General features: G+C 59.8%; 13 protein-coding genes and 2 pseudogenes. 10 read left to right on the forward strand and 5 right to left on the reverse strand.

Annotated features, from left to right (window positions below; genetic code table 11):
- Positions 1-1,294 precede the first annotated feature (1,294 nt).
- Positions 1,295-4,201 (forward strand): serine/threonine-protein kinase, encoded by a 2,907-nt coding sequence (locus BGIM_RS0136975; protein ID WP_162136326.1) that lies wholly within the window; start codon positions 1,295-1,297, stop codon positions 4,199-4,201.
- A gap of 4 nt (positions 4,202-4,205) precedes the next feature.
- Entirely contained in the window at positions 4,206-6,200 is a 1,995-nt protein-coding gene (locus BGIM_RS0136980; protein WP_020474663.1) for a matrixin family metalloprotease, read from the forward strand.
- Here the strand turns inward: BGIM_RS0136980 and BGIM_RS63930 are convergent.
- The gene (locus BGIM_RS63930) at positions 6,170-6,517 is read right to left on the reverse strand and encodes a hypothetical protein (RefSeq protein ID WP_157369711.1); all 348 of its coding nucleotides are present in this window, start codon (positions 6,515-6,517) and stop codon (positions 6,170-6,172) included. The genes BGIM_RS0136980 and BGIM_RS63930 overlap by 31 nt on opposite strands.
- Positions 6,518-6,680: 163 nt before the next feature.
- Here BGIM_RS63930 and BGIM_RS0136985 point away from each other — a divergent pair, with 163 nt between their 5' ends.
- The 4 genes from BGIM_RS0136985 to pdeM are packed head-to-tail and all read left to right on the forward strand — an operon-like array spanning position 6,681 to position 12,389.
- Positions 6,681-7,694 carry a ligase-associated DNA damage response exonuclease gene (locus tag BGIM_RS0136985; RefSeq protein ID WP_020474664.1) on the forward strand — a complete coding sequence of 338 codons (1,014 nt, stop codon included), beginning with the start codon at positions 6,681-6,683 and terminating at the stop codon, positions 7,692-7,694.
- Positions 7,691-9,289: an ATP-dependent DNA ligase gene (locus BGIM_RS0136990; RefSeq protein ID WP_020474665.1), complete on the forward strand. Its 1,599-nt coding sequence runs from the start codon at positions 7,691-7,693 to the stop codon at positions 9,287-9,289. Before BGIM_RS0136985 ends, BGIM_RS0136990 begins: the two co-directional genes overlap by 4 nt.
- Positions 9,286-11,715: a ligase-associated DNA damage response DEXH box helicase gene (locus BGIM_RS0136995; RefSeq protein WP_020474666.1), complete on the forward strand. Its 2,430-nt coding sequence runs from the start codon at positions 9,286-9,288 to the stop codon at positions 11,713-11,715. Before BGIM_RS0136990 ends, BGIM_RS0136995 begins: the two co-directional genes overlap by 4 nt.
- Positions 11,712-12,389: a ligase-associated DNA damage response endonuclease PdeM gene (gene pdeM, locus BGIM_RS0137000; RefSeq protein WP_020474667.1), complete on the forward strand. Its 678-nt coding sequence runs from the start codon at positions 11,712-11,714 to the stop codon at positions 12,387-12,389. The genes BGIM_RS0136995 and pdeM overlap by 4 nt, the downstream gene beginning before the upstream one ends.
- Before the next feature lie 93 nt (positions 12,390-12,482).
- Here pdeM and BGIM_RS0137005 read toward each other — a convergent pair whose 3' ends face one another.
- Positions 12,483-13,232, reverse strand: a complete 750-nt coding sequence (locus BGIM_RS0137005; RefSeq protein WP_020474668.1) for a DUF72 domain-containing protein — start codon at positions 13,230-13,232, stop codon at positions 12,483-12,485.
- 246 nt (positions 13,233-13,478) lie between these two features.
- Here BGIM_RS0137005 and BGIM_RS68485 point away from each other — a divergent pair, with 246 nt between their 5' ends.
- The 4 genes and pseudogenes from BGIM_RS68485 to BGIM_RS0137035 all read left to right on the forward strand — a co-directional run bounded on the left by BGIM_RS68485 (position 13,479) and on the right by BGIM_RS0137035 (position 19,333).
- The gene (locus BGIM_RS68485) at positions 13,479-13,664 is read left to right on the forward strand and encodes an SDR family NAD(P)-dependent oxidoreductase (protein WP_390568173.1); all 186 of its coding nucleotides are present in this window, start codon (positions 13,479-13,481) and stop codon (positions 13,662-13,664) included.
- A gap of 540 nt (positions 13,665-14,204) precedes the next feature.
- The gene (locus tag BGIM_RS58915) at positions 14,205-14,468 is read left to right on the forward strand and encodes a transposase (protein WP_020474673.1); all 264 of its coding nucleotides are present in this window, start codon (positions 14,205-14,207) and stop codon (positions 14,466-14,468) included.
- A gap of 699 nt (positions 14,469-15,167) precedes the next feature.
- Positions 15,168-16,907, forward strand: a pseudogene (locus tag BGIM_RS0137030) (YbhB/YbcL family Raf kinase inhibitor-like protein).
- Between the two features lie 239 nt (positions 16,908-17,146).
- Positions 17,147-19,333: a catalase gene (locus BGIM_RS0137035; protein WP_020474675.1), complete on the forward strand. Its 2,187-nt coding sequence runs from the start codon at positions 17,147-17,149 to the stop codon at positions 19,331-19,333.
- Between the two features lie 2,028 nt (positions 19,334-21,361).
- Here the strand turns inward: BGIM_RS0137035 and BGIM_RS0137055 are convergent.
- From BGIM_RS0137055 to BGIM_RS67495, 3 genes and pseudogenes are all read right to left on the reverse strand, one after another.
- Positions 21,362-21,832, reverse strand: coding sequence for a hypothetical protein (locus BGIM_RS0137055; RefSeq protein WP_020474679.1), 471 nt, complete (start codon positions 21,830-21,832; stop codon positions 21,362-21,364).
- Between the two features lie 420 nt (positions 21,833-22,252).
- Positions 22,253-23,661 (reverse strand): annotated as a pseudogene (gene tnpC, locus BGIM_RS54390) (IS66 family transposase).
- Between the two features lie 10 nt (positions 23,662-23,671).
- On the reverse strand, positions 23,672-23,863 hold a 192-nt coding region (locus tag BGIM_RS67495), incomplete at its 5' end, for a hypothetical protein (protein WP_040891488.1).

Here is a 23,863-nt window from a genome sequence, read left to right on the forward strand (position 1 = left end):
ATCGAGCCATCGTTCGCCCGAAACGGGGGCGGCCCAGTCAATCGTGTCCGTCAGCAATGTTCGGTAGGCGGAATATCGCTTTTGATCCCAGAATGCCTTGGCGCATTTGTCATCCAGCCACCGATTATGCGGAGTGATGCCGGACATCAGGAAATAATCCTCCCGGTGATTTTTCAGAGGTGGCGGAAAGCCGCCGACGATGCCTCTATCGGCCCGGAATCACTCGTTCGTGCCTCCAATTTGGTGAGTCGGCCACAAATGGTTTTAGAAAGGGGTTTTTCTGACAGATCGTTCCAAAAACTCCATAAACGTCCGGCCGTTTTCGAGTCACATCCAATTGAGCTTTGCGAGACGAATTGGCCCTTCATCGTGGTATTATCCTTGCGTAATTGCAAGGCCGGGGGGGCGGCATCGCTTTTCATCCGATATAGAGAATCAGGTTCGGTGAAAAAAAGCAAAATATCCTTCCCTTTGAAGTGTCAGAGATTTCTTGGCGCCAGATTGCGTCAAAACGACAATTTCCCCTGTTCAAAATCTGTATTGCTAGAAACACTACCAACTAAGATTTGACGCACATCCAAGGTTGCCACCCCCTCGGCGGGATCGAGCAAACAGCTGCTTCCACCGATACTAAATGACATTCTTTTATTTCCCCGCTTCCGTCTTTCTTTGAATCCATGTAACTTCAAACTTCTCAAAATTGGGGCTTTGACGCTAGCCTTGATCCGTTTACCCACGGCTGGTGCTGTCGGCACCAAACATCCATTGCCGCCTCCTTCCATGACTCTGATGAAGCTGTTTCTCAGTGTAATCTGGCCGTCTGATGGATCAAAAATCAAAACCTCGGGAAAATCCTGACATCACCGTCGACAGGCTTTGTTGTCAGAATTTCCCCGACAGCATACCTTGCAACGCAATTGAATTATTTTATCAATTCAAATCATTTCAGCTCACAAGCAAAGTCTGTCTTGAATATCAGTCTAAAAGTTAAAATCTGTCGCCATAAATGAATTAGTAGCCCATTCATAAAAATCGTAATTTTTCCCGCTCTTAACAAAGTAGTTCTACCAACCAGTGTGCCAGATTATCTGCCCCAACTGGAACTGTCGGCCCAGACGTCAGGGTCGTCTTGGCCAAAGCCCGAGCCTTCATGAGCATTCTCAACGACTTGAAATTCCGTGGTCCACAATCCCCGAGACATGATGCCGATGTCGGTTTGGACGAACCGACCTTGGTATCGCCAGTGATTGACTTTCCAGCCAATTCATTGGAGATAATTCAAGCCGCCGTTGTCATGGCCGAACCCCTTCAATCCGCATCGGTTGATGCCGATCCCGACACTCACCGGCAGCCAATCAGTCCGATGACCCCGATCCGGGCCGAGTTGCGGCCGGTTGACCAAGAACTGCGGGATGGCTGGGTTCGGGAATTGGTTGAAAAAAAAACCGGGGCTTCCAACCGGGTTCAGAATGCCATCCAAGAGATGCCCCAGGTCGGAACCAAGTTCCTTGACTTCATGTTGGAGGAAGAGATCGGCCGGGGGGCATTCGGGCGGGTCTATCTGGCCCGTCAGGGGGATTTGGCCGGCCGGCGGGTGGCTTTGAAGGTGTCGGTGGACTTGGGCGGGGAAATTCAGAATCTGGCCCAGTTGCAACACACGAACATCATGCCGATTTACTCGGCCCACCAGGCGAACGGACTGCATGCCGTCTGCATGCCATACTTCGGCCGGACGACCCTGGCCGACTTGTGCCGGCAACTTCAAGTCTTGGGCACACCGCCGGCGTCGGGCCAGTTTGTTGTCACCACGCTTCGCAGTCTTCAGGCCGCCAGCACCAAGGGATTGGCCGATCCCACGGCGGGTTCCGGTCAATCCTCCAAGTCTCACGGGTCAGGCCACGCCCCGGAACATCGTTCTTGCGACGGAACAGCCTTGGGTGCCGAACTGTCCGGAGCAACTACGAAACTCGAAGGCGATTCCGCGTCGCATGCCAGTTACGTCGAATCCGTGTTGTGGATTGCCGCCCGTCTCGCGGACGGTCTGGCCCACGCCCACGACAGGGGCATTCTTCACCGCGACCTCAAGCCGACGAACATTTTGCTGACTCCGGACGGCGCTCCTTTGTTGCTTGATTTCAATCTCGCCGAAGACACAAAACAACAATCTGCCCAAGCTGTCAAAATGGCCGGCACGATTCCCTACATGTCCCCGGAACAGATGGGGATTTTTGCCGGAGGAACCGGGGCTCTCGACGGCCGCAGCGACATTTATTCTCTTGGCCTGATTTTGTTTCAACTGTTGGCCGGTCGTTCGGCTTACGCGTCATATTCCGGGCCAATGCGAGCCTCCCTGCCCAAGATGCTGGCCGACCGGCTGGGCGAAATTCCCTCCGTGCGGAAGTTCAACCCGGCGGTGACTCCCGCCGTGGAAGCCATTGTGCGGAAGTGTCTTCATCCGTCTCCGCAAGGTCGGTACGCCTCGGCTCGCGAGCTTTCGCAAGAAATTGAACGGCATTTGGCCGATCAGCCCCTGAAGCACACATCAGAGCCATCGATTCGGGAGCGGGTCGCCAAATGGTGCCGCCGGCATCCGAGGCTTGCCTCGCCCGCCTCAATGATCGCCTTGTTGGCGGCTATCGGGCTGACCGTTACGGGAGTCGCGGTCTGGCACAATCTGGAGCGTCAAAAGGCCGATTATGTCCGCACGCAAAATGAAGCTCTGGCGATGGTGGATCGTTTTGACGCCGAGCGGGAACTTGCAGATCAATACCTGAGCTGTCAGACCGAGAACACCAAATGGCTGGACACAGGAGTCGAACACGGCCTCACCGCCCTGCGAGAGGTGTCGGCCCTCGAAAACTCGGACTGGGCCGACGGACAACTCGTTGCCGCGTTGGCGCCTGAGAAACGCGAGGGGCTGCGGCGTCGAGTGGGCGAACTTTCCTTCGTGCTGGCCAGGGCCGCCTATCTGAACCCGGCCCGGCGGGACAAGGTCAAAGATCTGCACGGCCTTGCCGGCCGGAACCTGTCGGCCAACGACGCGCCGATCATGGAATGGCAGAAGCAGACTTTTGATTCCGCCACCAAGACCGGAGCCGAGCGTCTGGCCGAACTCAAGCGCGTGCTGGAAGCCTCCAACCTCACGGACCGTCGGGAGAAGTTTCTGCTGGCCACGGAGTTGCAGGCAAACGGACATTACCGGGAATCCCGGAGGCATTTGCTGGAACTGACCGCCGAACAGCCCGGGGACGCGGGGGCGTGGTTCATGCTTGGCCGGGCGCATCAGATGCTTGGCGAGTCGCTTGATGCCTTGCAGGCTTATGGTCGCAGCATCACGCTCAAGCCAAAGTTTGCGCCGGGATACTTTAACCGGGCGTCCGTGGCCGAGGCCATGCAGAATCACACGCAGGCCCGCGCGGATGTGGAGATGGCGATTCGGCTGGAACCGGCGCTGCACGCCGCCCGCATTCTCCGGGCCATCGTTCTCCTGCGCCAGGGCCAGCGGGACGACGCCTTTGCCGAGGTCAATGATCTGCTCAAAAGCAACGACGCCCCGGTGCGGGCGTGGTTCCTGAGGGCAAACATCCGGGAACTGAGCGGCGACGCGGCCGGCGCCAAAAAAGACCGCGAGCGAGGCATGAGCATGCCCGTGACCGATGCCGAGGGATATGTCGCCCGAGGCGTGGCCCGGATGAACACCGAGCCGGCCAAGGCTCTCACCGATTTTGAGGCGGCGGCCAGGCTCAATCCGCACGCCATCGAGCCGCTCCAAAACATGAGTTACCTGGAGGGCGAAGTCTTCCAACGGCCGGCGAAGGCCGTCGAAATGATCGACCGCATCTTGGAACGTCACCCGGATTATGTGCCCGCCGTCTGCTCCAAAGGGGTCTATCTGGCCCGCCTGGGCAAGACGGACGAAGCCGTCCAAGCCGCCGACCAGGCGATCAAACTTTCCGACACGCCATTTGCCTGGTATCGGGCCGCGTGCGTGTACGCGATCCTCGCCAAGACGAAGCCGGAACATGCGAAGACCGCGACCGCCTTGGTCGCCAAATCACTGCAATCCGGTTATGGCCACCAATATTTGCCGGTCGACACCGATCTCGACCCGCTCCGAACCTCCCCTGAATTCGGCCAGTTGCTGAATTACTCCCGTTTGTTGTCCGCCTTGATTATCTCGCAACCTGCTCTCCGGAAGTGAATCAATGAGTAACACCAGAAATTCGGCGATCTTCAAACGCCCGAGATTAAGCGTCGAAACGCTCGAAGTCCGTGACACTCCGGCGTTGTTTGGCGTCGGATGGAATGATCGTCACGTCACCGTGAGCGAGGTTCCGGACGGAACGGCCGTGGACGGAGTAAACAGCAACCTGTTCTCGGCCCTAGGCGCGGACGGTCTCAGCGCGGCCCAGATACAGAATGAGGTTTCCCGCGCCCTGGCGATGTGGTCAACGCCGGCCAATTTGAATTTCGGCTTTGTGGCCGACACCGGAGCGCCGCTCGGAGCCGCCGGTCTCTCGCAAGGGGATGCTCGCTTCGGTGACATCCGCATCTATGGCCGTCCCCTCGACTCGAATGTGCTGGCGATCACCACGCCGCCGAGCGCCTTGGTCGAGACCCGCGCCGGCGACATTGTTCTGAACACGAATTTCCATTTCTCCGTCGGGGCGGCGCCGGGAAAATTTGACCTGTTCACCACACTGCTCCAAGAAACCGGCCACGCCATCGGCATCGGAAACTCGACGGCGACGGACTCTGCGATGTACGAGACCTATGGAGGCGTGCGAACCGCCATTTCTTCCGGCGACGCAGCATCGGTTGTTGGTCTCTACGGCATTCGGGTGGACCCGGCGGGCACGGGGGATAATAACTCTCTCAACAAGGCGTTTGCCCTCACGTCATCACCGGCGACAAGCACGCTTTACATTAAGGGGGATATCGGCACTTCGACTGATTTGGATTATTACAAGTTCACCACCCCGGCCGCCATTCCCCAAGGAGTGACGGTGAACGTCCGCACGGCCGGCCTGAGCCTTCTCGTGCCTCGCGTGGAAATCCAAGATGGCAAGGGAAACACGCTTGCCTCGGCCTCCGGCGTGCCGGGGCAGGACATTTCTCTGACACTCCCGGCGGCGGCCAAGACGACCTATTATGTGGTCGTCCGCGGACCGGCGATCCAAGCCGGAACCGACCCGCTGACGGCGACTTTCACACCCGGCGCGACAGGCGCCTACAAGGTCTCCGCCATCTTTGACTCTGCCGCCACGGACCCGGCGACGCTTGATTCGACCGTCTCGACAACGACCGCAGCGAACACCACCCTGGCCAAGGCCGTGACGCTTCCAGCCGTGAGCACTCCGACCACGCTCGCCAATTATTCCGTTTCGGCGTTGGTCTCGTCCGGGGCGTCGGGGTACTTCAAGTTCGTTTCACCCGATTTTGATGACAAGAAGACATCAGTCGCCCTGCTGGCCATCGTGCGAGGACCAGGCAATGGTGTTGTGCCCAAGATTGAAATTTACGACAAAGACGGCAAGTTGATCAACGCCGAGTTCGTGACGGGCGACGGTGAGGACAGCACGACATTGCAAGTCCGAGGACTGGCCAAGAAGACGACATACTTCGTGAAGATTTCAACGGATGGCGCCCCGGTGAACTATCAACTGGACGCCGACTTCCGCACCGTCACGGTCGACTATACGAAAGTGGAGTCCAAGACGATCACGGCGGCCGAAGGCCCGGTGTTCCGCAGTCTGTACATCGCCCGGGCCCAGGTGATCTCTTACAGCCTTTCCACGACTGCCCTCGGGGCCAATTCGCCCTCCGCCACGACGGTAACGATCTATGACATGGCCGGCCAGGCGCTTTCGTCATGGAACACCAAAATTGGCACGTCAGCGGCCCGCGCCGTGCTGCTGATGCCGGGGGAGTATGTGATGGTTATCGACGGCCACATGACGGCCGGTTCCACGGCCGTGACTTATAACTTGAGTCTCATGACGCTGACCGACCCGATCGGCATCAATCCGGTTGATCCGAACAACCCGACGACGCTTGCCCCGCCTCCGCCCGCGGTGCCGATGCCGACGCCGGACACCACGGTGATCGCTCCGCCGCCACCGATCGGCTCGCCATCGCCAGACTTTACCTTCGTGATCCGGACTGTCAGCTATTTTGCCTGGATGATGCCCATGATGTGATCCGCCCGGCCATCATTTGGCCGCAAATCAAATGGCGGTGTTTTCACGACAGGCAACCAGCCGGATGAGTCAACATCCGTCCAGAGATGGGATGCCCCTTTGTTCCAGGGCATGTCAATTGCCATATGACGTTCTGACAAATCGAAATACGATTTTCTCACCTCAAAGTGATGTGACATCATCGCATCACTTTGAAGGTTCCCTCTAATCTTTGAACGCCGAGTCGGTTCTCCAGAAAGCTGGTCCGGCTCACTCGGCGGCCGGTCGATTAAAAGCTCGCCGATCACTACTCCACGATAAATGTGGCCGCGAAACACTTGCGGCATCTTCGGCCAAAGTTCAGGGCGATCAATTCCAAATTCAATTCGACCCGCCGATCTGGAACGAACCTCCAAAGCCGCGCGAGTCGCTCGCCATTGGTCGAATCTACGGCCTATTAATCAGGGCCGGTGGCCGGAACCCTCGGCTCGGAAGGATGTCATGTCGGATTCGTTGGTCGAATTGACCGATCAGGGCCTTTACTGCCCGGCGGGTGGTTTTCACATTGATCCTTGGAAGGATGTTGACCGGGCCGTCATCACCCACGCGCATGGCGATCATGCCCGGCGGGGAAGCCGGTCATACTTGGCGGCCGAGGCGGGGCGGGGATTGTTGGAAGCCCGGCTGGGTGATGTCCGGTTGGAAACACGGCCCTATGGCGAAGCGGTGGATATCAACGGGGTGCGCGTGTCGTTTCATCCGGCCGGTCATGTGCTGGGGTCGGCGCAAGTGCGGATCGAATATCGCGGGGAGGTCTGGGTCGTCAGCGGAGATTACAAGCTGGCCGACGATCCGACCTGCCTGCCGTTTGAGCCGGTGCGATGCGACACCTTTATCACCGAGTCCACGTTTGCGCTGCCGATCTACCGTTGGGAACGCTCCGGGGACATCTTTCACCAGATCAACGCATGGTGGCGGGCCAATCGGGACGCCGGCCGGGCGAGTATTATCTTTGCCTATTCGCTGGGCAAATCACAACGCATACTCGCGGGCGTGGACGCGAGCATCGGGCCGATCATCACCCATGCGGCGGTCGAAAATCTCAACCGGGCGTACCGGGCCACCGGGGTAAAGCTTCCCGAAACAGCACTGGTCAGCGAGACGGCCAAGGGCAAGGCGTTTGCGGGGGCGTTGGTGATCGCCCCGCCGTCGGCCGAAGGGTCGGCGTGGCAAAAACGCTTTGAACCGGCCTCCACCGCCGTCGCCTCCGGATGGATGCAGGTGCGCGGGGCGAGACGGCGACGGTCGGCGGATCGCGGGTTTGTCCTGTCCGATCATGCGGATTGGCCGGGGTTGTTGGAAGCGGTGTCGCTCACCGGGGCCAGCCGTGTGCTGGCGACGCACGGTTCCGCCGGAGTGCTGGCGCGTTGGCTCCGCGAACATGGGCTGGACGCCGGGGTGATCGCCACGCGCTTCGGTGACGAGGACGACGTGGCCGGCGGGGAGGCATCATGAGGGAATTCGCCGATCTGTACGCCGAACTCGACTCGACCACCAAAACCGGGGCCAAAGTGGCGGCGATGGAACGCTACTTCGCCTCGGCCACCCCGGCCGACGCCATATGGGCGGTCTATTTCCTGAGCGGCCGCAAGCCCAAGCAGGCGGCGCCGAGCCGGCGACTGCGGCAATGGGTCCGTGAATTGGCCGATCTGCCGGAATGGCTGTTCGACGAGTGTTATCACAGTGTCGGCGATCTGGCTGAAACCATTGCCTTGTTGCTTCCCACCTCCGAACAACTTTCCGAAATGTCGCTGACCGACTGGGTGGAACAACGGCTTTTGCCATTGCGGGCCATGCCCGAGGAGGAACAAAAGGCCGCCGTGCTGACCGCCTGGCGCGAACTCGACGCCCGGCGGCGGTTCGTGTGGAACAAGCTCATCACCGGGGAATTCCGCGTCGGCGTGTCGCAATTGCTGGTGGTGCGGGCGCTGGCCAACGTGGCAAAACTCGACCCCGGTTTGGTGACACATCGCCTCATGGGCGAGTGGTCGCCGACGCCCGCGTTCTATCAATCGTTGGTGTCGGCCGAGACCGGGGATGGCGCCGCGTCCCAGCCATATCCGTTTTTCTTGGCCCATCCGTTGGAAGGCGAGCCGCCGGAACTTGGATCGGCGGAAGACTGGCAGGTTGAGTGGAAGTGGGATGGCATCCGCTCCCAAGTGATCCGGCGGAGGGGCCAGTCATTCGTGTGGTCGCGGGGAGAAGAACTGGTCACCGACCGTTATCCGGAACTCAAGAGTCTTGCCGACGCCCTGCCGGACGGAACCGTGCTGGACGGGGAAATTTTACCGTGGAAAGACGGCCAAGTGTTGCCATTCCAAGAATTACAACGTCGCATCGGCCGCAAGACGGTGGGCAAGAAATTGCTTCAGGAAGTGCCGGTCGTTCTGATGGCTTACGACCTCATTGAGATCGACGGGGTGGACCAGCGCGACCGCCCGCTTTCGGAGCGGCGGGACAAACTTGAACAAGTGGCCCGGGCTATTGACCATCCGGAGTTGATTCTCTCGCCGCGTGTGCAAGCCGATTCGTGGGAATCGTTGGCAAATCTGCGGCAAACGAGCCGGGAGAGACAAGTCGAGGGGATGATGCTCAAGCGACGATCCTCCCCGTATCGGGTCGGCCGGATTCGCGGCGATTGGTGGAAATGGAAGATCGAACCCTACGCGGTTGACGCCGTGCTCATCAACGCCCAGGCGGGGCACGGCCGTCGCAGCGGCCTCTTCACCGATTACACCTTCGGGGTGTGGGACGGGGAAATTTTGGTTCCCATCGCCAAGGCGTACAGTGGGCTGACAGACGAAGAGATCCGCGAGGTCGATGCGTTCGTCCGGCGAAACACGCTGGAAAAATTCGGCCCTGTCCGCACGGTCACGCCGATGCTGGTGTTTGAACTTGGCTTCGAGGGCATCCAAGCATCCTCCCGGCACAAGTCCGGCGTGGCGGTGCGTTTTCCCCGCATGTTGCGCTGGCGCAAGGACAAACAGCCCCGCGACGCGGACACGCTCGAACGGGTGAAAGCCCTGATGCGCGTCGGGGGCGAGTCGTGACCGCCGACGAATGGTTTGCCTCTGTCGGCTGGAAGCCGTTCGCATTCCAGCGCAAAGCATGGGCCGCTTATGCCGCCGGGGAAAGCGGGCTGATCCACGCCTCGACCGGCACGGGCAAAACCTACGCCGCCTTTCTCGGCCCGGTCTTGGAAACCATCTGCGAGCCGCCGGAAAAGAAGAAGCCGCCGTTGCGGGTATTATGGATCAGCCCGCTGCGCGCGCTCTCGGCGGACACAGCGGCCAGCTTGGAACGGCCGCTCGGCCCGCTCGGACTCCATTGGGAGGTGGGCGTCAGGACTGGCGACACCAAATCATCCGCGCGGGCCAGACAGGCCAAACGCCTGCCGACGGTCTTGGTGACGACGCCGGAAAGCTTGTCCCTCTTGCTGACCCGCGCCGACGTGGCCGAAAAATTTGCCGGGTTGCGTTGCGTGGTCGTGGACGAGTGGCATGAACTGCTTGGCTCCAAACGCGGCGTGCTGACGGAACTGGCCCTCGCCCGGTTGCGGACCTTTCATCCCGGCCTGCGGACTTGGGGTCTCTCGGCCACCCTTGGCAATCTCGACACCGCCCTGGCCTCGCTGCTCGGCCCCGGCCACAGTGGCCGGGTCATTCGCGGTCAGTTGCCGAAAACCGTGATTATTGACGCGGTGATTCCTCCTCACATCGAGCGATTTCCGTGGGCGGGCCATCTCGGGTTGACGCTTCTTCCGCAAGTGATCGACCTGATCGAAGAAGGCCGGACGGCGTTGGTCTTCACCAACACTCGCTCGCAAACGGAGATTTGGTATCAGGAAATCCTGAAGGCCCGGCCGCAGTGGGCCGGCCAGATGGCCTTGCATCATGGATCGTTGGATCGCGGCGTGCGTGACTGGGTGGAGGAGCAGCTTCGTCTTGGCGGATTGCGTTGTGTGGTCTGCACTTCAAGCCTCGACTTGGGTGTGGACTTTGCCCCCGTGGATCGCGTCGTGCAGATTGGCAGCCCGAAAGGAGTGGCCCGCCTGTTGCAACGGGCCGGGCGCAGCGGCCATCAACCCGGCGTGGTGAGCCGCGTGACCTGCGTGCCGACGAACGCTCTGGAACTTATCGAGATCGCCGCCGCCCGCGAAGCCGCCTTAGCCGGCGCCATCGAAAGCCGCGAGGCGGTCAAGCAACCACTGGACCTGCTTGCCCAGCACATCATCAGTTCGGCCCTTGTCGGGACCATCACACCCGCCGCTTTGTTCGATGAAGTGCGGACGACCTTTGCCTATCGCAATCTTTCCGCGACGGAATGGGACTGGGTGATGGATTTCGTCACGCGGGGGGGTGACGCGTTGAGAGCGTACCCGGAATACAGCCGGGTCGTCGTCCGGGATCAGATGCTAACGGTGCCGGACGCGCGAGTCTCCCGCCGGCATCGCATGGCCATCGGCACGATCAGCGGGGATGCGGTGATCGAAGTCCGTTTCCTGCGCGGCGGCCGACTCGGCACGGTCGAGGAATCGTTTGCCGCCAAATTGAAACGCGGGGATCGTTTTGCGTTCGCGGGCCGTGTGCTGGAGTTCGTCCGGTTCCATGAAATGACGGTCCGCGTGAAACTGGCGAAACGCCCGCCGAACACCGTGTTGCGCTGGACCGGCGGCCGGTTGCCGCTTTCCTCCGAACTGGCGGCGGCAATCCGACGCCAACTGGACGACGCCCGCCAGGGCCGCTTCGCCTCGCCGGAAATGCGGGCGGTGCGTCCGTTGCTGGAGGTGCAATCCCGCTGGTCCCGCCTGCCGGGGCCGAATCAATTGCTGGTTGAACGATTGCGGACCCGGCAAGGATCGCATGCCTTCTTCTATCCGTTCGAAGGGCGGCTGGTTCACGAAGGGATGGCGGTGCTGCTGGCGTATCGACTGGGGAAAATCCGGCCGCAGACGTTCACGCTGGCCGTCAATGATTTTGGCTTTGAACTGCTTTCGCCGGACCCGTTCGACCTCGACACGGATCTGGTGCGAACTCTGCTGGACCCGGCAAGTCTCGCCGACGACGTGATGGAATCCCTCAATGCGGCCGAACTGGCGAAACGGCAATTCCGGGAGGTGGCCCGCATTGCCGGACTCATCACCCCCGGCATGCCGCACGCCCAAAAATCAGCCCGGCAATTGCAAGCCTCCAGCTCGCTGTTCTATGCCGTCTTCAAGGAATACGATCCGGGCAACCTATTGCTATGGCAGGCCAACCGTGAAGTGCTGGACCGTCAGTTTGAATACTCCCGAATGCGGGCCGCGTTGGACCGCTTGCAAGCAGGAGATATTCTGCTTGCGGATACGCCGCGCCCGACTCCGCTGGCGTTTCCGCTGCTGGCCGACCGGCTGCGGCAAACCGTTTCCTCGGAAACGCTGGCGGACCGGGTCCGAAAGATGGTGAGAGACCTTGAACGGCAGGCGGACATGGCATGACAACCCCGTTTGAACTGGCCGGAGAACTGCTGGAGTTGCGGCCGGACCGCACGCTTTACTGGCCTCGCCGGCAAACTCTTCTGCTGGCTGATCCGCACTTTGGCAAGGCCGAGACATTCCGTCACGCCGGCCTTCCGGTCCCCGGTGGCGGCGCCGATTCCTTAAATCGCCTGCGGCAATCGCTAGTTTGCACCAAGTCCGAACGGCTGCTGATTCTTGGTGATTTTTGGCACGCCCGGCCCGGTCGCTCCGACCGCGTGCTGGCCGAATTGGAACAATGGCGGCGAGAACATCAAGGACTTCAGATTGACCTGATTCGCGGCAACCACGACCGGGCCGGCGACCCGCCTCCGGGATGGGGCGACTGGCATCCGGGATTGCTGGCCGACCCGCCTTTCGTGTTCTCGCATCATCCAACTGAATGCGACGAGGGCTACACGCTCGCGGGCCATTTGCATCCGGGTTTCACGCTTCTGGGCCGCGGCCGACAACGGTTGCGGCTTCCGTGTTTTTGGTTCGGCCCACATTGTGGCGTCCTGCCCGCCTTTGGCGAATTCACGGGCCTGGCGGATATCGCTCCATCACCGCCGGATCGGGTGTTTGTTGTCGCCGACGATCAGATCATCAAGGTGGATTCAGTGACGACAGGCTCAAACAAGCCGAAAGAGAGTTAGCCGAAGAAGGTGACATTGCGAAAGCGGCCGTTGGCGGCACCGCTGCCCCATCCAAGCAATTACAAATTATCGAATCATGGCCGAACAATAGAATCAGGATCGGACTCGTTCGAGCAAATCAAGGGCGTTGGCCGTGGCGGCGCCGTCGGCCGTATTATCAAAGACACACCAGATGTTGGCCGAATTCGTTTGGGCCTTTAGTTTGGCGGAAAGCATGTCCAAATATTCATCGGAGTAAATTGAGTGATACATTACCGGTGATCCATGGAGTCGGTAATAGGTCAGCCCATCCCAGCCGCCCGGTTCGGAGGCCGCCGACACCACGGACGGATCAGCGGCCACTCTGGCCAATCGAAATGTCGACATGAATCGTTCAGGCAACGCCATGAACCAACTCGCATGGCGAGGCTCCAAAGCGATATCTCCATCAAACCGGTCACGCAGACCGCCAAAAAATTTCTTGGCCACTGAATCGGAAAAAGACAGGCCGGGCGGGAGCTGAACCAGCAGCGGGCCCAGTTTTTTTCCAAGGCCGGTGGCTTCCGAAAGAAACCGATCGAGCAAGTCATCAGTATCAATGAGTCGATGTTCATGCGTGATGGCCTTGGGCATCTTGACCGCGAATTGAAAATCGTCCGGCACGGAGGCCGCCCACCTCGCATATGTCTTTGGCTGGTGTGGCCGATAAAAGGAGGAATTGATTTCAACGGCGGGGAATTTTGCCGCGTATCGCTCCAGATGCGAGCCATCGACCGGGAATCGCCCGGCATGCTCCTTCGGCAGCGACCACCCGGCGCATCCGACTCGGATCGTGTTGAAATTGATCGGCGTTGATTTGGTCATGTTCGTTACCATCGCAAATGCCTGGCCGATTTTTCTCGGGTGTCATGTGGGCCTTCGCCAAGGAGCAGAAGAAAAGCCAGGAGCCGCTTTCAGACGCAAATCCAAGGCCCAATCATTGGCTGCCTTTGGAAGGGTGGTTGCCGTCCGGGAATTTGGTTCGTTATTTGCACCTTTGCCGGTCGGAGACGGCCGCTTTTTGCGCCGTCACGACTTATCAAGAGGTGCATCATGTCCGATTAGGTGATCGTGATCACCGGGGCTTCCAGCGGCATTGGCTTGGCCACGGCCGGAGCGGCGGCGAAAGCGGGCGCCAGGGTCGTGATCGCCTCCCGCAGCGAGGAGGCTCTGAACGAAATCACCCGGCGTTTTTCCGGCGCCGGAAACCATGTGATCGCCGTGGCCTGCGACGTTTCCGAGCGTTCTCATACATGAACCCGGCAGTGTCCCAGCCTTTAACGGGAGGTAATTCTTCTGTTACGGGTGCAGCCCATGATCCGAATTCAACTACCCGATTCCGAGGTCGAACGTCTCGACGCCTTGTTCCGATCCACGGACGATCCGAAACTTCGGCATCGTCTCCAAATTGTGCTCATGGCTCATCGGGGCGTCCCCGCCAGAACATCGCCACCAATCTGGGTGTTCATCGCAAGACCGTCACCCGATGTATCAACGCCTGTTGCGATGGCGGTCTGGACGAACTCCGGCCCGAACAACCCGGCCGAATCCCGGACTCCTTGGCAGACGAAGTCCGTCATTGGGCGATCGACGGGCCTGCGAAGCAGGGGCTGGACTGGGCCAACTGGACTCACGAGGAACTCGCCGATTGGAATGCCCCAAAAACGCCAACAAGAAGACGGACCAAAGCAAAACCCGGCGGATGCAACAGGCCTTCTCCGACTATCTGCGACACATTTGCCGGGTGTGTCCCGGGGAGCGGCACCCGTTGGTGGTTGTGCTCATCGAAAATGTCCCGTGGCCCGGGGAAAATTGACCGACGACGCCTTGGCCGAGAGCCTGCATCTGCGGTTTGAACGGTTGCCCGGTTACAGCCCGCAGCTGAATCCGATTGAACGGTTCTCGAAGAAACTGCACCGACGGGCGACGCACAACCGACTGTTCGATATCTTGGCTGTCCTCAAGGCATCGGTTCGGGCCAGCCTGGGTTGCTTCCAGTCCGAGCGGATCAAGGTCAAATCCCTGCTCGTCGGACGCCAAAAGATAAAAGACGTCAAATGAGACAGTTCTCCAAGGTTCATGTGTCAGAATCATGACAGCAAAACATGATTTCCGACGTGCGGGCAGCGTGACTCCTCCAGACGCCCGAACACCAAAACTCCAGTCAGCCAAAACAACTTCCTCCGAGCCTTAACCAATCTTTGACAAACGAACGGTCTGTTCTGTGGGAGCGATCATCGCGAGAGGCTTCTCGGCCAGATCTCTTGAGCATTTTTGAATCCCTGAGAAGTCGGCTTCTCACAAGACAGAAGGTCGACACCGGTTGATCGGGGCGTTGTAACGGTTCGATGGCAGACCTCATTCTCTCGACGTCGGGATAAGCCGCATATTTGCCCCAGCCGGACCGCAGGCGCTGTTTTTGCTTTGAAGTTATTTGGCTTGCGGAACCATCCACCCAAGGCGGGCTCGGTAATAATTCGTCCTTTCAAATATCCAGAACGGTTAAAAAAACATCAAGGCGCCGGGCTGACATGGCAAAACCACTAATCGACCGAGGAGTGACGAGCGGGACAGATGATTGTCGGCTGGAAGCACTGTATTCTAGCGTCTCCATGCACGGATCCCGATCATCCGACCCTGCCTTTTCCTTTTAGAAAGAAACATCCGATGAAGCGAATATGGCTGGTCGCCGGGTTGGCGACCGTTATGGCGGCGGCGTTGGTGGTCGCGCAACCGCCGGCCAAAAAGGGGACACCCGGAATGCCGGAGGCGGCCCCGAAGGTCATTCCTCAAGCCGGTTCCCCGGAGCGCACGGCCGACGTGCAAATCACCGGGCACATCGTCAAGCCGGCTGAACTGCCGCCGCCGGCGTTGTCGCAACTGCGCGTGCCCGCAGGCTTCCGCATTGAGAAATTTGCGGCGGACTTGGGCAACGCCCGCCTCTTGGCTGTTTCCCCGGCCGGGCACGTTTATATCACCCGGCGGGAGCAGGCCGACGTGCTAATGCTTCGGGTCGGGGAGAATGGGCAGGCTGCGGGCCCGCCCGTTCGTGTCGCCGCCCGGCCCGGCATGCACGGCATTTGCTTTCACAAGGATCACGTCTACCTCGCCACGGTGAAGGAAATCTTCACGGCCCCCGTTCGCGAAGACGGTTCGTTCGGCCCGCTGGAAATGCTCGTCAACGACCTGCCGGACGCCGGCCGGCATCACACTCGCACCATTCGGTTCGGGCCGGATGGCATGATGTACGTCGGATGCGCGTCCACCTGTAACGAGTGCAACGAGCCGAACCCGGAGAACGCCACTCTTTTGCGACTGACATCCGACGGCAAGACGCGGGCCATTTATGCCGCCGGACTGCGCGACCTTGTCGGCTTTGACTGGAATCCGACGACGGGCGACCTGTGGGGCATGGACCACGGCATCGACTGGCTCGGCGACGATGAGCAACCGGAAGAACTGAACCACATTCAGAAAGACCGGCACTATGGCTGGCCTTACCTGTACGGGGCGAATGCGGCCAATCCCCACATTGACCCGCCGGGCGGGCTGGAAAAATCTGATTTTGCCAAGATGGCCGTGCCCATGTCGATGGGATACACCGCTCACTCGTCCCCGATGCAGATGGCCTTCTACACCGGAGGACAGTTCCCGGCCGTCCTCCAGGGGGACGCCTTCATTTGCATGCGCGGGTCGTGGAACCGCAAGCCTCCCTCGGGCTATGAGGTGGTGCGGATTAGTTTTCAAAAGGGCAAGCCGGTCGGCTTTACGCCCTTTGTCACCGGCTTCCTGACGCCGCAGGGTCAATATGGCCGGCCGTGTGGGCTGGCCATCGCGAAGGACGGGGCATTGTTGTTCACGGATGACCGGAACGGCATCATCTACCGCGTTTCCTACGCCGGGAAAGAAAAGCCCGGTACCCCGATGTCGCCGCCGCTTGGCGAGGCGCCGAAGCCGGTCAAAATGCCGCTGGCGATTGAATCCCCGGAAGGGAAAACGACCGGACAATTGACCGTGACATCCCCGGCTTACAAGAACGGCGACCCGATCCCGGCCAAATACTCCGGCTACGACCAGAATGCCAGCGTGCCGTTGGACTGGTCGGCCGGGCCGGCCGGGACGAAATCCTACGCAATTTTGATGGACGACCCGGACGCGACTGCATTGGAACTGCCAGTGTCGCACTGGGTGGCGTGGAACGTCCCGCCCGACACCACGACCGCGCGAGAAGGACTGGCGAAGGACTTTCGACTGTCGGACCCGCGAAAAATGGACTAAGGGCGCAACCATGGTCGCAAACCGGGGTACGACGGACCGCGTCCGCCGGCGGGTGATCCACCCCACCACTACCACATCCAAATATTCGCCTTGGACGCGATACTGGACCTGCCAATAGGAGCGACGCGAACGCAAGCGCTCGCCGCCATGCGTGGACATGTTCTCGCCGCCGGGGATTTGGTCGGGACGTTTGCCCGCCCGGCTGAGCCGAAGAAACCATGACCCGGCCGGTCACTTGCCAAAGGGATGTTCCAAAAGCCGGTTGATTCTGGAAGCATCGGCATTACAGGTCCACATGCGGCTTATCCCTTCGGAAGCACGGACGCCGGAACTTTCCTTCTCATTTGTCGCTGTGGGCCGGGGTGACGCCCGACGGCACAGGTGTTGCCCCTGAGCAGCCACCGTCATTCGTTTGTTGGTTTCAAAACTTATCTCTTTTCCGCACGCACAAGGAATAAAACATGCCGGATCAAGCTCCGTCCGACCCGACCCGCCGCCACTTTATCGCCGCCGCCGGCGCCCTCGGCGCCGGGCTGACCGCGACACCCGCCGACGCCGTCAGCGCCGAATTGCCGGCCGCCACGAACGGGGCCAAGCCCGCCAACGGACCGACCACTGCCGGGACCGGCGGCGAGACTCATCAGACGGCCGGCGCCGGATCGGCCCTCACCACCCAGCAGGGTGTTCCGGTCGCCGACGATCAAAACACCCTTCGGGCCGGCGCCCGTGGCCCGGCCCTCCTGGAAGACTTCCACTTCCGCGAGAAGATTTTCCACTTTGACCACGAGCGCATCCCCGAACGAGTTGTCCACGCCCGAGGTTTTGGCGCCCACGGGTTCTTTGAGAGCAATGGGGCGCTGGCCGGCGTCAGCCGGGCGGCTGTTTTCAAAAAGGGAGAGAAAACGCCGGTGTTCGTTCGCTTCTCCACCGTCGCCGGCAGCAAGGGATCGGCGGACTTGGCGCGCGACGTCCGCGGTTTCGCCACCAAGTTTTACACAACGGAGGGAAATTGGGATTTGGTCGGCAACAATATGCCCGTTTTTTTCATCCAAGACCCGATGAAGTTTCCCGACATGGTTCACGCTTTCAAAGAGGAGCCGGATCGCGGATTTCCACAGGCCGCCACCGCCCACGACAACGCCTGGGACTTCATCTCCCTCACACCCGAATCCATGAACATGGTCATGTGGGTGTACTCTGATCGCGGCATCCCGCGTTCCTTCCGGTTCATGGAGGGATTCGGCGTCCACACGTTCCGGCTCGTGGACGCGGCCGGCAAGTCCACGTTCGTCAAGTTTCACTGGAAGCCGAAGCTCGGGCTTCAGTCGGTTGTGTGGAACGAGGCGGTGAAGATCAACGGCGCCGACCCGGACTACCACCGTCGCGATCTGTGGGACGCCATCCAGGCCGAGCAGCCGGCCGAATGGGAACTGGGGGTGCAACTGTTCGACGAGGCGTTCGCGGCGAGGTTCGCGTTCGACGTGCTGGACCCGACGAAAATCATCCCGGAAGAAGAGGCACCGGTCCAAATTGTCGGCCGGATGGTCCTCGACCGGACGGTGGACAACTTTTTCGCGGAAACGGAACAAGTGGCCTTCTGCACGCAGAATGTGGTGCCCGGCATCGACTTTAGCAACGACCCGCTGCTCCAAGGCCGGAACTTCTCCTATCTGGACACGCAATTGAAGCGACTTGGCGGCCCGAACTTCACCCACCTCCCGATCAATGCCCCGAAGGCCCCGGTCCGCAACTTCCAGCAGGATGGCCACATGGCCATGCGCAATCCAAAGGGGCGGGCGAATTACGAGCCAAACTCGTGGGCCGACCAGGGCGGCCCGCGGGAGGCGCCGGCAGGATTCAAGACGGTTCCCGAGACGGTCGAAGGCACAAAAATCCGAGTCCGGCCGGACTCGTTCGCCGACCATTACAGCCAGGCCCGGCAGTTCTATGTCAGCCAGACGGCCGTCGAACAGGGGCATCTGGCCGACGCCCTGATTTTTGAGTTGAGCAAGGTGCAACGCCCGGACATCCGGACACGGATGGTGTCGCATCTGCTCAACATCGACAAGGCCTTGGCCGACAAGGTGGCTCTCGGGCTGCGACTGGCCGAGATGCCCAAGCCGATGCCGGCGGCCAGGCCGACCCGGCAGGACTTGAAATCGTCGGACAAATTGAGCATTCTCAAGAACGGCCCGAAGACGTTTGCCGGGCGCAAGGTTGGCGTGCTGGTCACCGACGGGGCTGACGCAAACCTGTTAAAGGCATTGGCGGTGGCGTTGAAGGCCGAGGGGGCGGCGATGACGCTCATCGCCCCGGAGGTGGGCGGCGTGAAAGCAAGTGACGGGGCCATGCTCCCGGCCGATGAAAAACTGGAAGGGGCGCCGTCGGTTCTGTTCGACGCCGTGGTTTTGTTGACATCCGCCGCCGGGGCGGAAAAACTGGCCGGGCGGCCGGCCGCCCGTGACTTCGTCGCCGATGCGCTCGCACACAACAAGTTCATCGGCCATGTTCCCACGGCGGCGGCATTGTTGCGGAAGGCGGGGGCGGCAGAAAAGGGAGATGACGGGATGATCTCCCTGGAGAAGCCCGATGATTGCGCGTCGTTCGTCACCCGCTGTCGGATGCTGCGATTTTGGGACCGGAAGTGACGGCGAAGATCCGTCGGCTCTCGTCGCCGACTGAATGAAGTTCGCACAAACCGCCCGGGCAGGCCTTGTGTTTGTGCCAGTTCAAGGGCGCAGGCAATGGCGTGAACAGTCTTGAGCACTGGCTGTCTGACCAGATGGCGCGGGACGACACCCGCGGTTATGACTGGATGATCTGTTCCGACCTCGCGGGCGCCGCCGACCTTCACGCGGATCTGCGGCATCTCTTTGAGGGCAACTTGGCGGACAGAGCCGGGTGTTGATGTCGAGCCCGTCATGCTCTGCCGGGCTTCCGTTTTTGGAGGCCATGGAAAGTGACAGCCGGCTAAACAACCGATCGCCCTCCGGCGACGGGAAGGACTTGGGGCTGATCGCGGTCTGCGAACTGTCTCGACCGGGCAAGCACAGATGACAGGACAGACAATGATCTTCCGGCTATCGCAATGCCTGTTCGGAGAAACGAATTTTCAATGAAAGACTTTTCTCAGTTTGGGGCGTTAACAAGTCCCTCATCGACAGACTCTTGGGCGTCCGGTTCTCTTGTTTAAGATCACAAGACACTGTTGTCTAAATATCCGTTTTTTTATTACTCCGGTCAGTCCGCTGATCCAATTTCATTTCGATGTCCACCAGACATCATGTCATGAGTCGGGTGGATGAGAATCGTCAATCACTCTTCTCTGATGGTAATTTTTGCGAACCAAGTACTCATCTTGGCCAACGGAGAATCGCATCCTTTGTACTGCTTCTGTACTGTGCAGTGCTTGCAAAGTACTGCGATTCATTGACAAGTTTCGCATCGGTTTTCAAGGCTGGACAAGCGTGGCCCCACGGTGTAAAGTGCTTGAAAGCCATGGCTTTCGGATCTTTCGGCGAGTGTCGGACGGGTAGTTTCGGGACCAAGAGGTCGCAGGTTCAAATCCTGTCAGCTCGATTGTTGCAACCCAAGATTATGTCAGTGGTTGCGTCGTTTAATACGGTCGCTTTGAAGTGCGCCCGGTCGGTTATGATACCAGGCGCGCGGCTTGGCGACGGTGATTGCGGATGATGGTCCGGATTGTTATTCTTCCAATTTTGAGAGACATGCAATGCCCGGCAAAACGTGATTGTTGGCTTTCAGCGGAGAGACCCTCCCCATCAAAACAGTGGGCCAAAAGACTCGGCATTGCCCACACCACCAATTAGGCAAAGAATTGATGATTTCGACTGGACGGTCGAAGAGAGAGGCCCTTGGCACGCCCGCCGATGTCGGTTTCGTTCGTCCCGGTCCAATCGGCCGGTCAAAAATGTGCCCCGCTCACGCCCGCCGATGAAACCCCATCACAGCAGACAAGCCTACGTTCGGTGGACCACCGAGGGGAAGTCCGGAGGCGGCCTCTGCCTATCAACGCTTTGCCCTCGAATGATGATTGCAGGGGCTGGCCGAATTGAAGAGTGCCGGGAGCGGTATTTTTGTCGCAAAACTAGCCGACGCCGTCTTGTGCCATACCAAACTTACTACGCCAAGAACGGCCGACAGACGGGTGGGCACGCGCCAGTGGTGTCGGGCGGTCGCGTTTTGACCGGACTAGCCGCCGACAAATCAATCCTCCAGTTTTACCCGGATGATCTGCGATTGTGCCAACAAGACATGATCCAGGGGAATTGTCACGCAAAACCATCAATGACCATGTTTCGCGGATTATCCGGTGTTTCGCCGGTCAAAAGCGGCCAGAGCGAGGGGGGCCGTTTATTCAATTAGGGTCGGCTCATGGCGGGCCGCCGGGAAGCTATCGGCTCGGCCATCCGAATTTGGAAACGCCGGAAGAAGAGTCTTGAAGTCAATGATCTGTTGATGATGTGGGCCGTCTCGAAAGGGGCGGCTTTTTTCGTTGGCCGAGACAATGGGCCGGGGGAAATCGCGGGGTGAAATTCACGGCCGGAACTCCGTGATTCACCCCGTAACTAAGTGATCGGCAGAAGATATCTTTGAGGGTGTGATGGCTGACGAGCGTGATCTTTGACAACTCGAAAATTTAAAGAGTGGCGACTTTAATTGCTACCGGCAGGCCCGTCTTCAGCGGCCGGCCGTCCGGGGGCATTTTTCAATTTCTTTTCGGCTTCTTTTTCGCGCCATGTAGTTTGATGGGTATCGAGTGGATCGCTTGGACTTGGGGATGCATTTCGCCCGCCCATCGCGTCGATGTGGGCTTTAAGATCTGAAATTTGCGAAGATAACGCCGCGATGTCAGATGTCAGTTTTGCGATTTTTGAGGAAGCCATCTTGAGCCAGCGGCTGTGGATGGATCGCGTCTTTTTGAATTCATCCGCGATGTCTGACCACGAATACACAAGCAACGCAATTAGGGAGCCCGTTGTGACGGGCAGGAGGACGGCGGGGGCGGCGGCAAAACCAAACATGACACCCAGACCGGGGGCGCCGAGGCCCACATAAATCGCGATCAACGCGACAATCCGGACTGCGCGTTTTGACACCAGCTTCACTTCCTTGATTTTAAGCATGTCTGTCTTTCGTTTGGAAATTGGATTAAAATCCGGGCGACGGGCTTGGAAACACGTTGACACACTGCGCGGAGTGGATGGAGGGTAGGGGGGCCAAGATAATGCAATGTGAATGAACATTCATGGGCGAAGGTTCATTCACAAGTAGAGAGATTGCTCCGGGTTAGTGGTTTCCAATCCACAAAAGACAGAGAATTTGCAAACTCTAACGGTTCGCGCGGAATCAAGATTTTATTTTGAATGCTTCAGTTTGACCGAAACGGCGGCCGAAATCAAGGATGAGAAAAAGGTCGCGTGTGCCTGTCAATCCACCGAATAATCCTTGGCAATCCGGGCGAACACGTAATCAAAGACATACTGGCCGAGGACGATGGGTTTCAATTCGGCCACGACCCGTAGGAGTTCACGACCCATATTAACTTAGGCCGCTTGAGGCTGAGATTCCCGGGCGACCAGACTTGGCAACGGGCCTCCGGTTTGGGCGGCGTCGAAGCAGTCGGCGAGGAAGTCCCAGACCTTTCGGCCCTGCTGACGGCAGGTCTCGACGACGCTCCAGATGTTGGCCAGGTATTTCGCCCCGGCCTCGCTCTTGGGTCCGTGGCTTTGCTTTCGCCAGATGACACCATGCCGGATCGCCCGTTCGGCCGCGTTGTTGGTCGGTTCCACCCCGTCGTTGAACGCGAACCGGAACAGGGAGACTTCCCGCTCCGCGAGTCGGGCGCACGTGCCGCTGGTCTTGGCGCAGCCGCACGCCTCGCCCCGTTCCAGCGTGGCGTTGAAACGGGTGCGGAAGCTGCCGTGGAAGGACATTTTCGAGGCGAAGGCGAACTTGGTCAGCGTCCCGTCCCGCACCCGCTTCCACAGCCCGAACAGTTCGTCCGACAGCTTCAACAACTCTCGCCCGACTTCCGACCCGCCGTTGTTCCGGTCGATCATCGCCTGAAAATCCCGCCGCAAATGAGCCCAACAGTATTGATGATCGCCGGGCGGCACGCGGGAATAGAGACTGTGCCGGTCGCTGGTCAGGATGCGGACATAGTTCTCGCCGATGAGTTTGAGCAGTTCCTCGCGGTTCCGGCCGGAGACAATCTGGAAGGCTGTGCCGAGAGCCGTCGCCATCGCCATCACCCACAACCAGCGGCCCTTGCCCGTCGACGTCTCGTCGATGTTCGAAGCGGACTGCCGGGCGGCCTCAAGAATCTCGTCGGCGACCGGTTGCAACACCCGCCCCGCCCCGGTCTCGACGGAGCAGACCCGGGAGGCCGACAGCGACACACCGAACAGGTCACCCATCAGGTTCGCCGCATTCTCCTTGCTCATCCGATATCGCCCGGTGAGCAACACCACGCCCGCCCGCAACCGGGGGCCGTCCTGGCCGGTCACGCCGGGCGGCAGCGGGCCGCAAGTGGAGAAGCCGCACGAGCAGACCAGCCGGTGGCGTTGATATTCCGTGACCTCGGGCTTCACCGGCGGCAGTTCGGTCACTTGAAATCGCAACGGGTTCGGATCGTTTCCCGTCAGCGGCTTCGAGCAGTTGCGGCAGGCGGCGGGAAACAGGGGATCACGCGATGGCATTGGGCGGTCGGGAACAGCGTCCGGGATTGTTTCGGATGCCCCGGCTGGCCGCCCGGCTTCTTTCCCGAGGCCGGTTTTGGAGGAGCGGGCTTGACGGCCGGCCCGTCGCTCGACGGCGGCTTCGAGGAATTGTGCGAGTTCTTGTTCAGCTTCTCCTCAAGGTCCGCGATCTTCGCCAACAGCAATTGGATGAAAGCGACCGCCTCCGGCGGCCACGCCGCCATCATCTCCGGAGTCAGTTTCGGCATGTCCATGCGCCATACGCTACCACAGGTTCACGGAAAACGAAACCTCGGGTCGTGAACCCTTACCTAGGACGTTCCAATTTGCGATCGCCTCAAAAAGCAATTTGGCTTGTGGGGTTTTGGACGCGACCGGTCCCTTGAAGGCAGGATTGGTTTCGAGCTTTGCTAAATAGGTCCCGCCCTGCCCGAAAGTATCGGTGATTTTAGACAG

It is taken from the genome of Zavarzinella formosa DSM 19928 (assembly GCF_000255705.1).
GTDB lineage: Bacteria > Planctomycetota > Planctomycetia > Gemmatales > Gemmataceae > Zavarzinella > Zavarzinella formosa.

Excerpts from the sequence above, each read along its gene's own strand:
- BGIM_RS0136975 (WP_162136326.1), top strand. The coding sequence starts at position 1,295 with ATGGCCGAACCCCTTCAATCCGCATCGGTTGATGCCGATCCCGACACT.
- BGIM_RS0136980 (WP_020474663.1), top strand. The coding sequence starts at position 4,206 with ATGAGTAACACCAGAAATTCGGCGATCTTCAAACGCCCGAGATTAAGC.
- BGIM_RS0136985 (WP_020474664.1), top strand. The coding sequence starts at position 6,681 with ATGTCGGATTCGTTGGTCGAATTGACCGATCAGGGCCTTTACTGCCCG.
- BGIM_RS0136990 (WP_020474665.1), top strand. The coding sequence starts at position 7,691 with ATGAGGGAATTCGCCGATCTGTACGCCGAACTCGACTCGACCACCAAA.
- pdeM (WP_020474667.1), top strand. The coding sequence starts at position 11,712 with ATGACAACCCCGTTTGAACTGGCCGGAGAACTGCTGGAGTTGCGGCCG.
- BGIM_RS0137005 (WP_020474668.1), bottom strand. The coding sequence starts at position 13,232 with ATGACCAAATCAACGCCGATCAATTTCAACACGATCCGAGTCGGATGC.
- BGIM_RS0137035 (WP_020474675.1), top strand. The coding sequence starts at position 17,147 with ATGCCGGATCAAGCTCCGTCCGACCCGACCCGCCGCCACTTTATCGCC.
- BGIM_RS0137055 (WP_020474679.1), bottom strand. The coding sequence starts at position 21,832 with ATGCTTAAAATCAAGGAAGTGAAGCTGGTGTCAAAACGCGCAGTCCGG.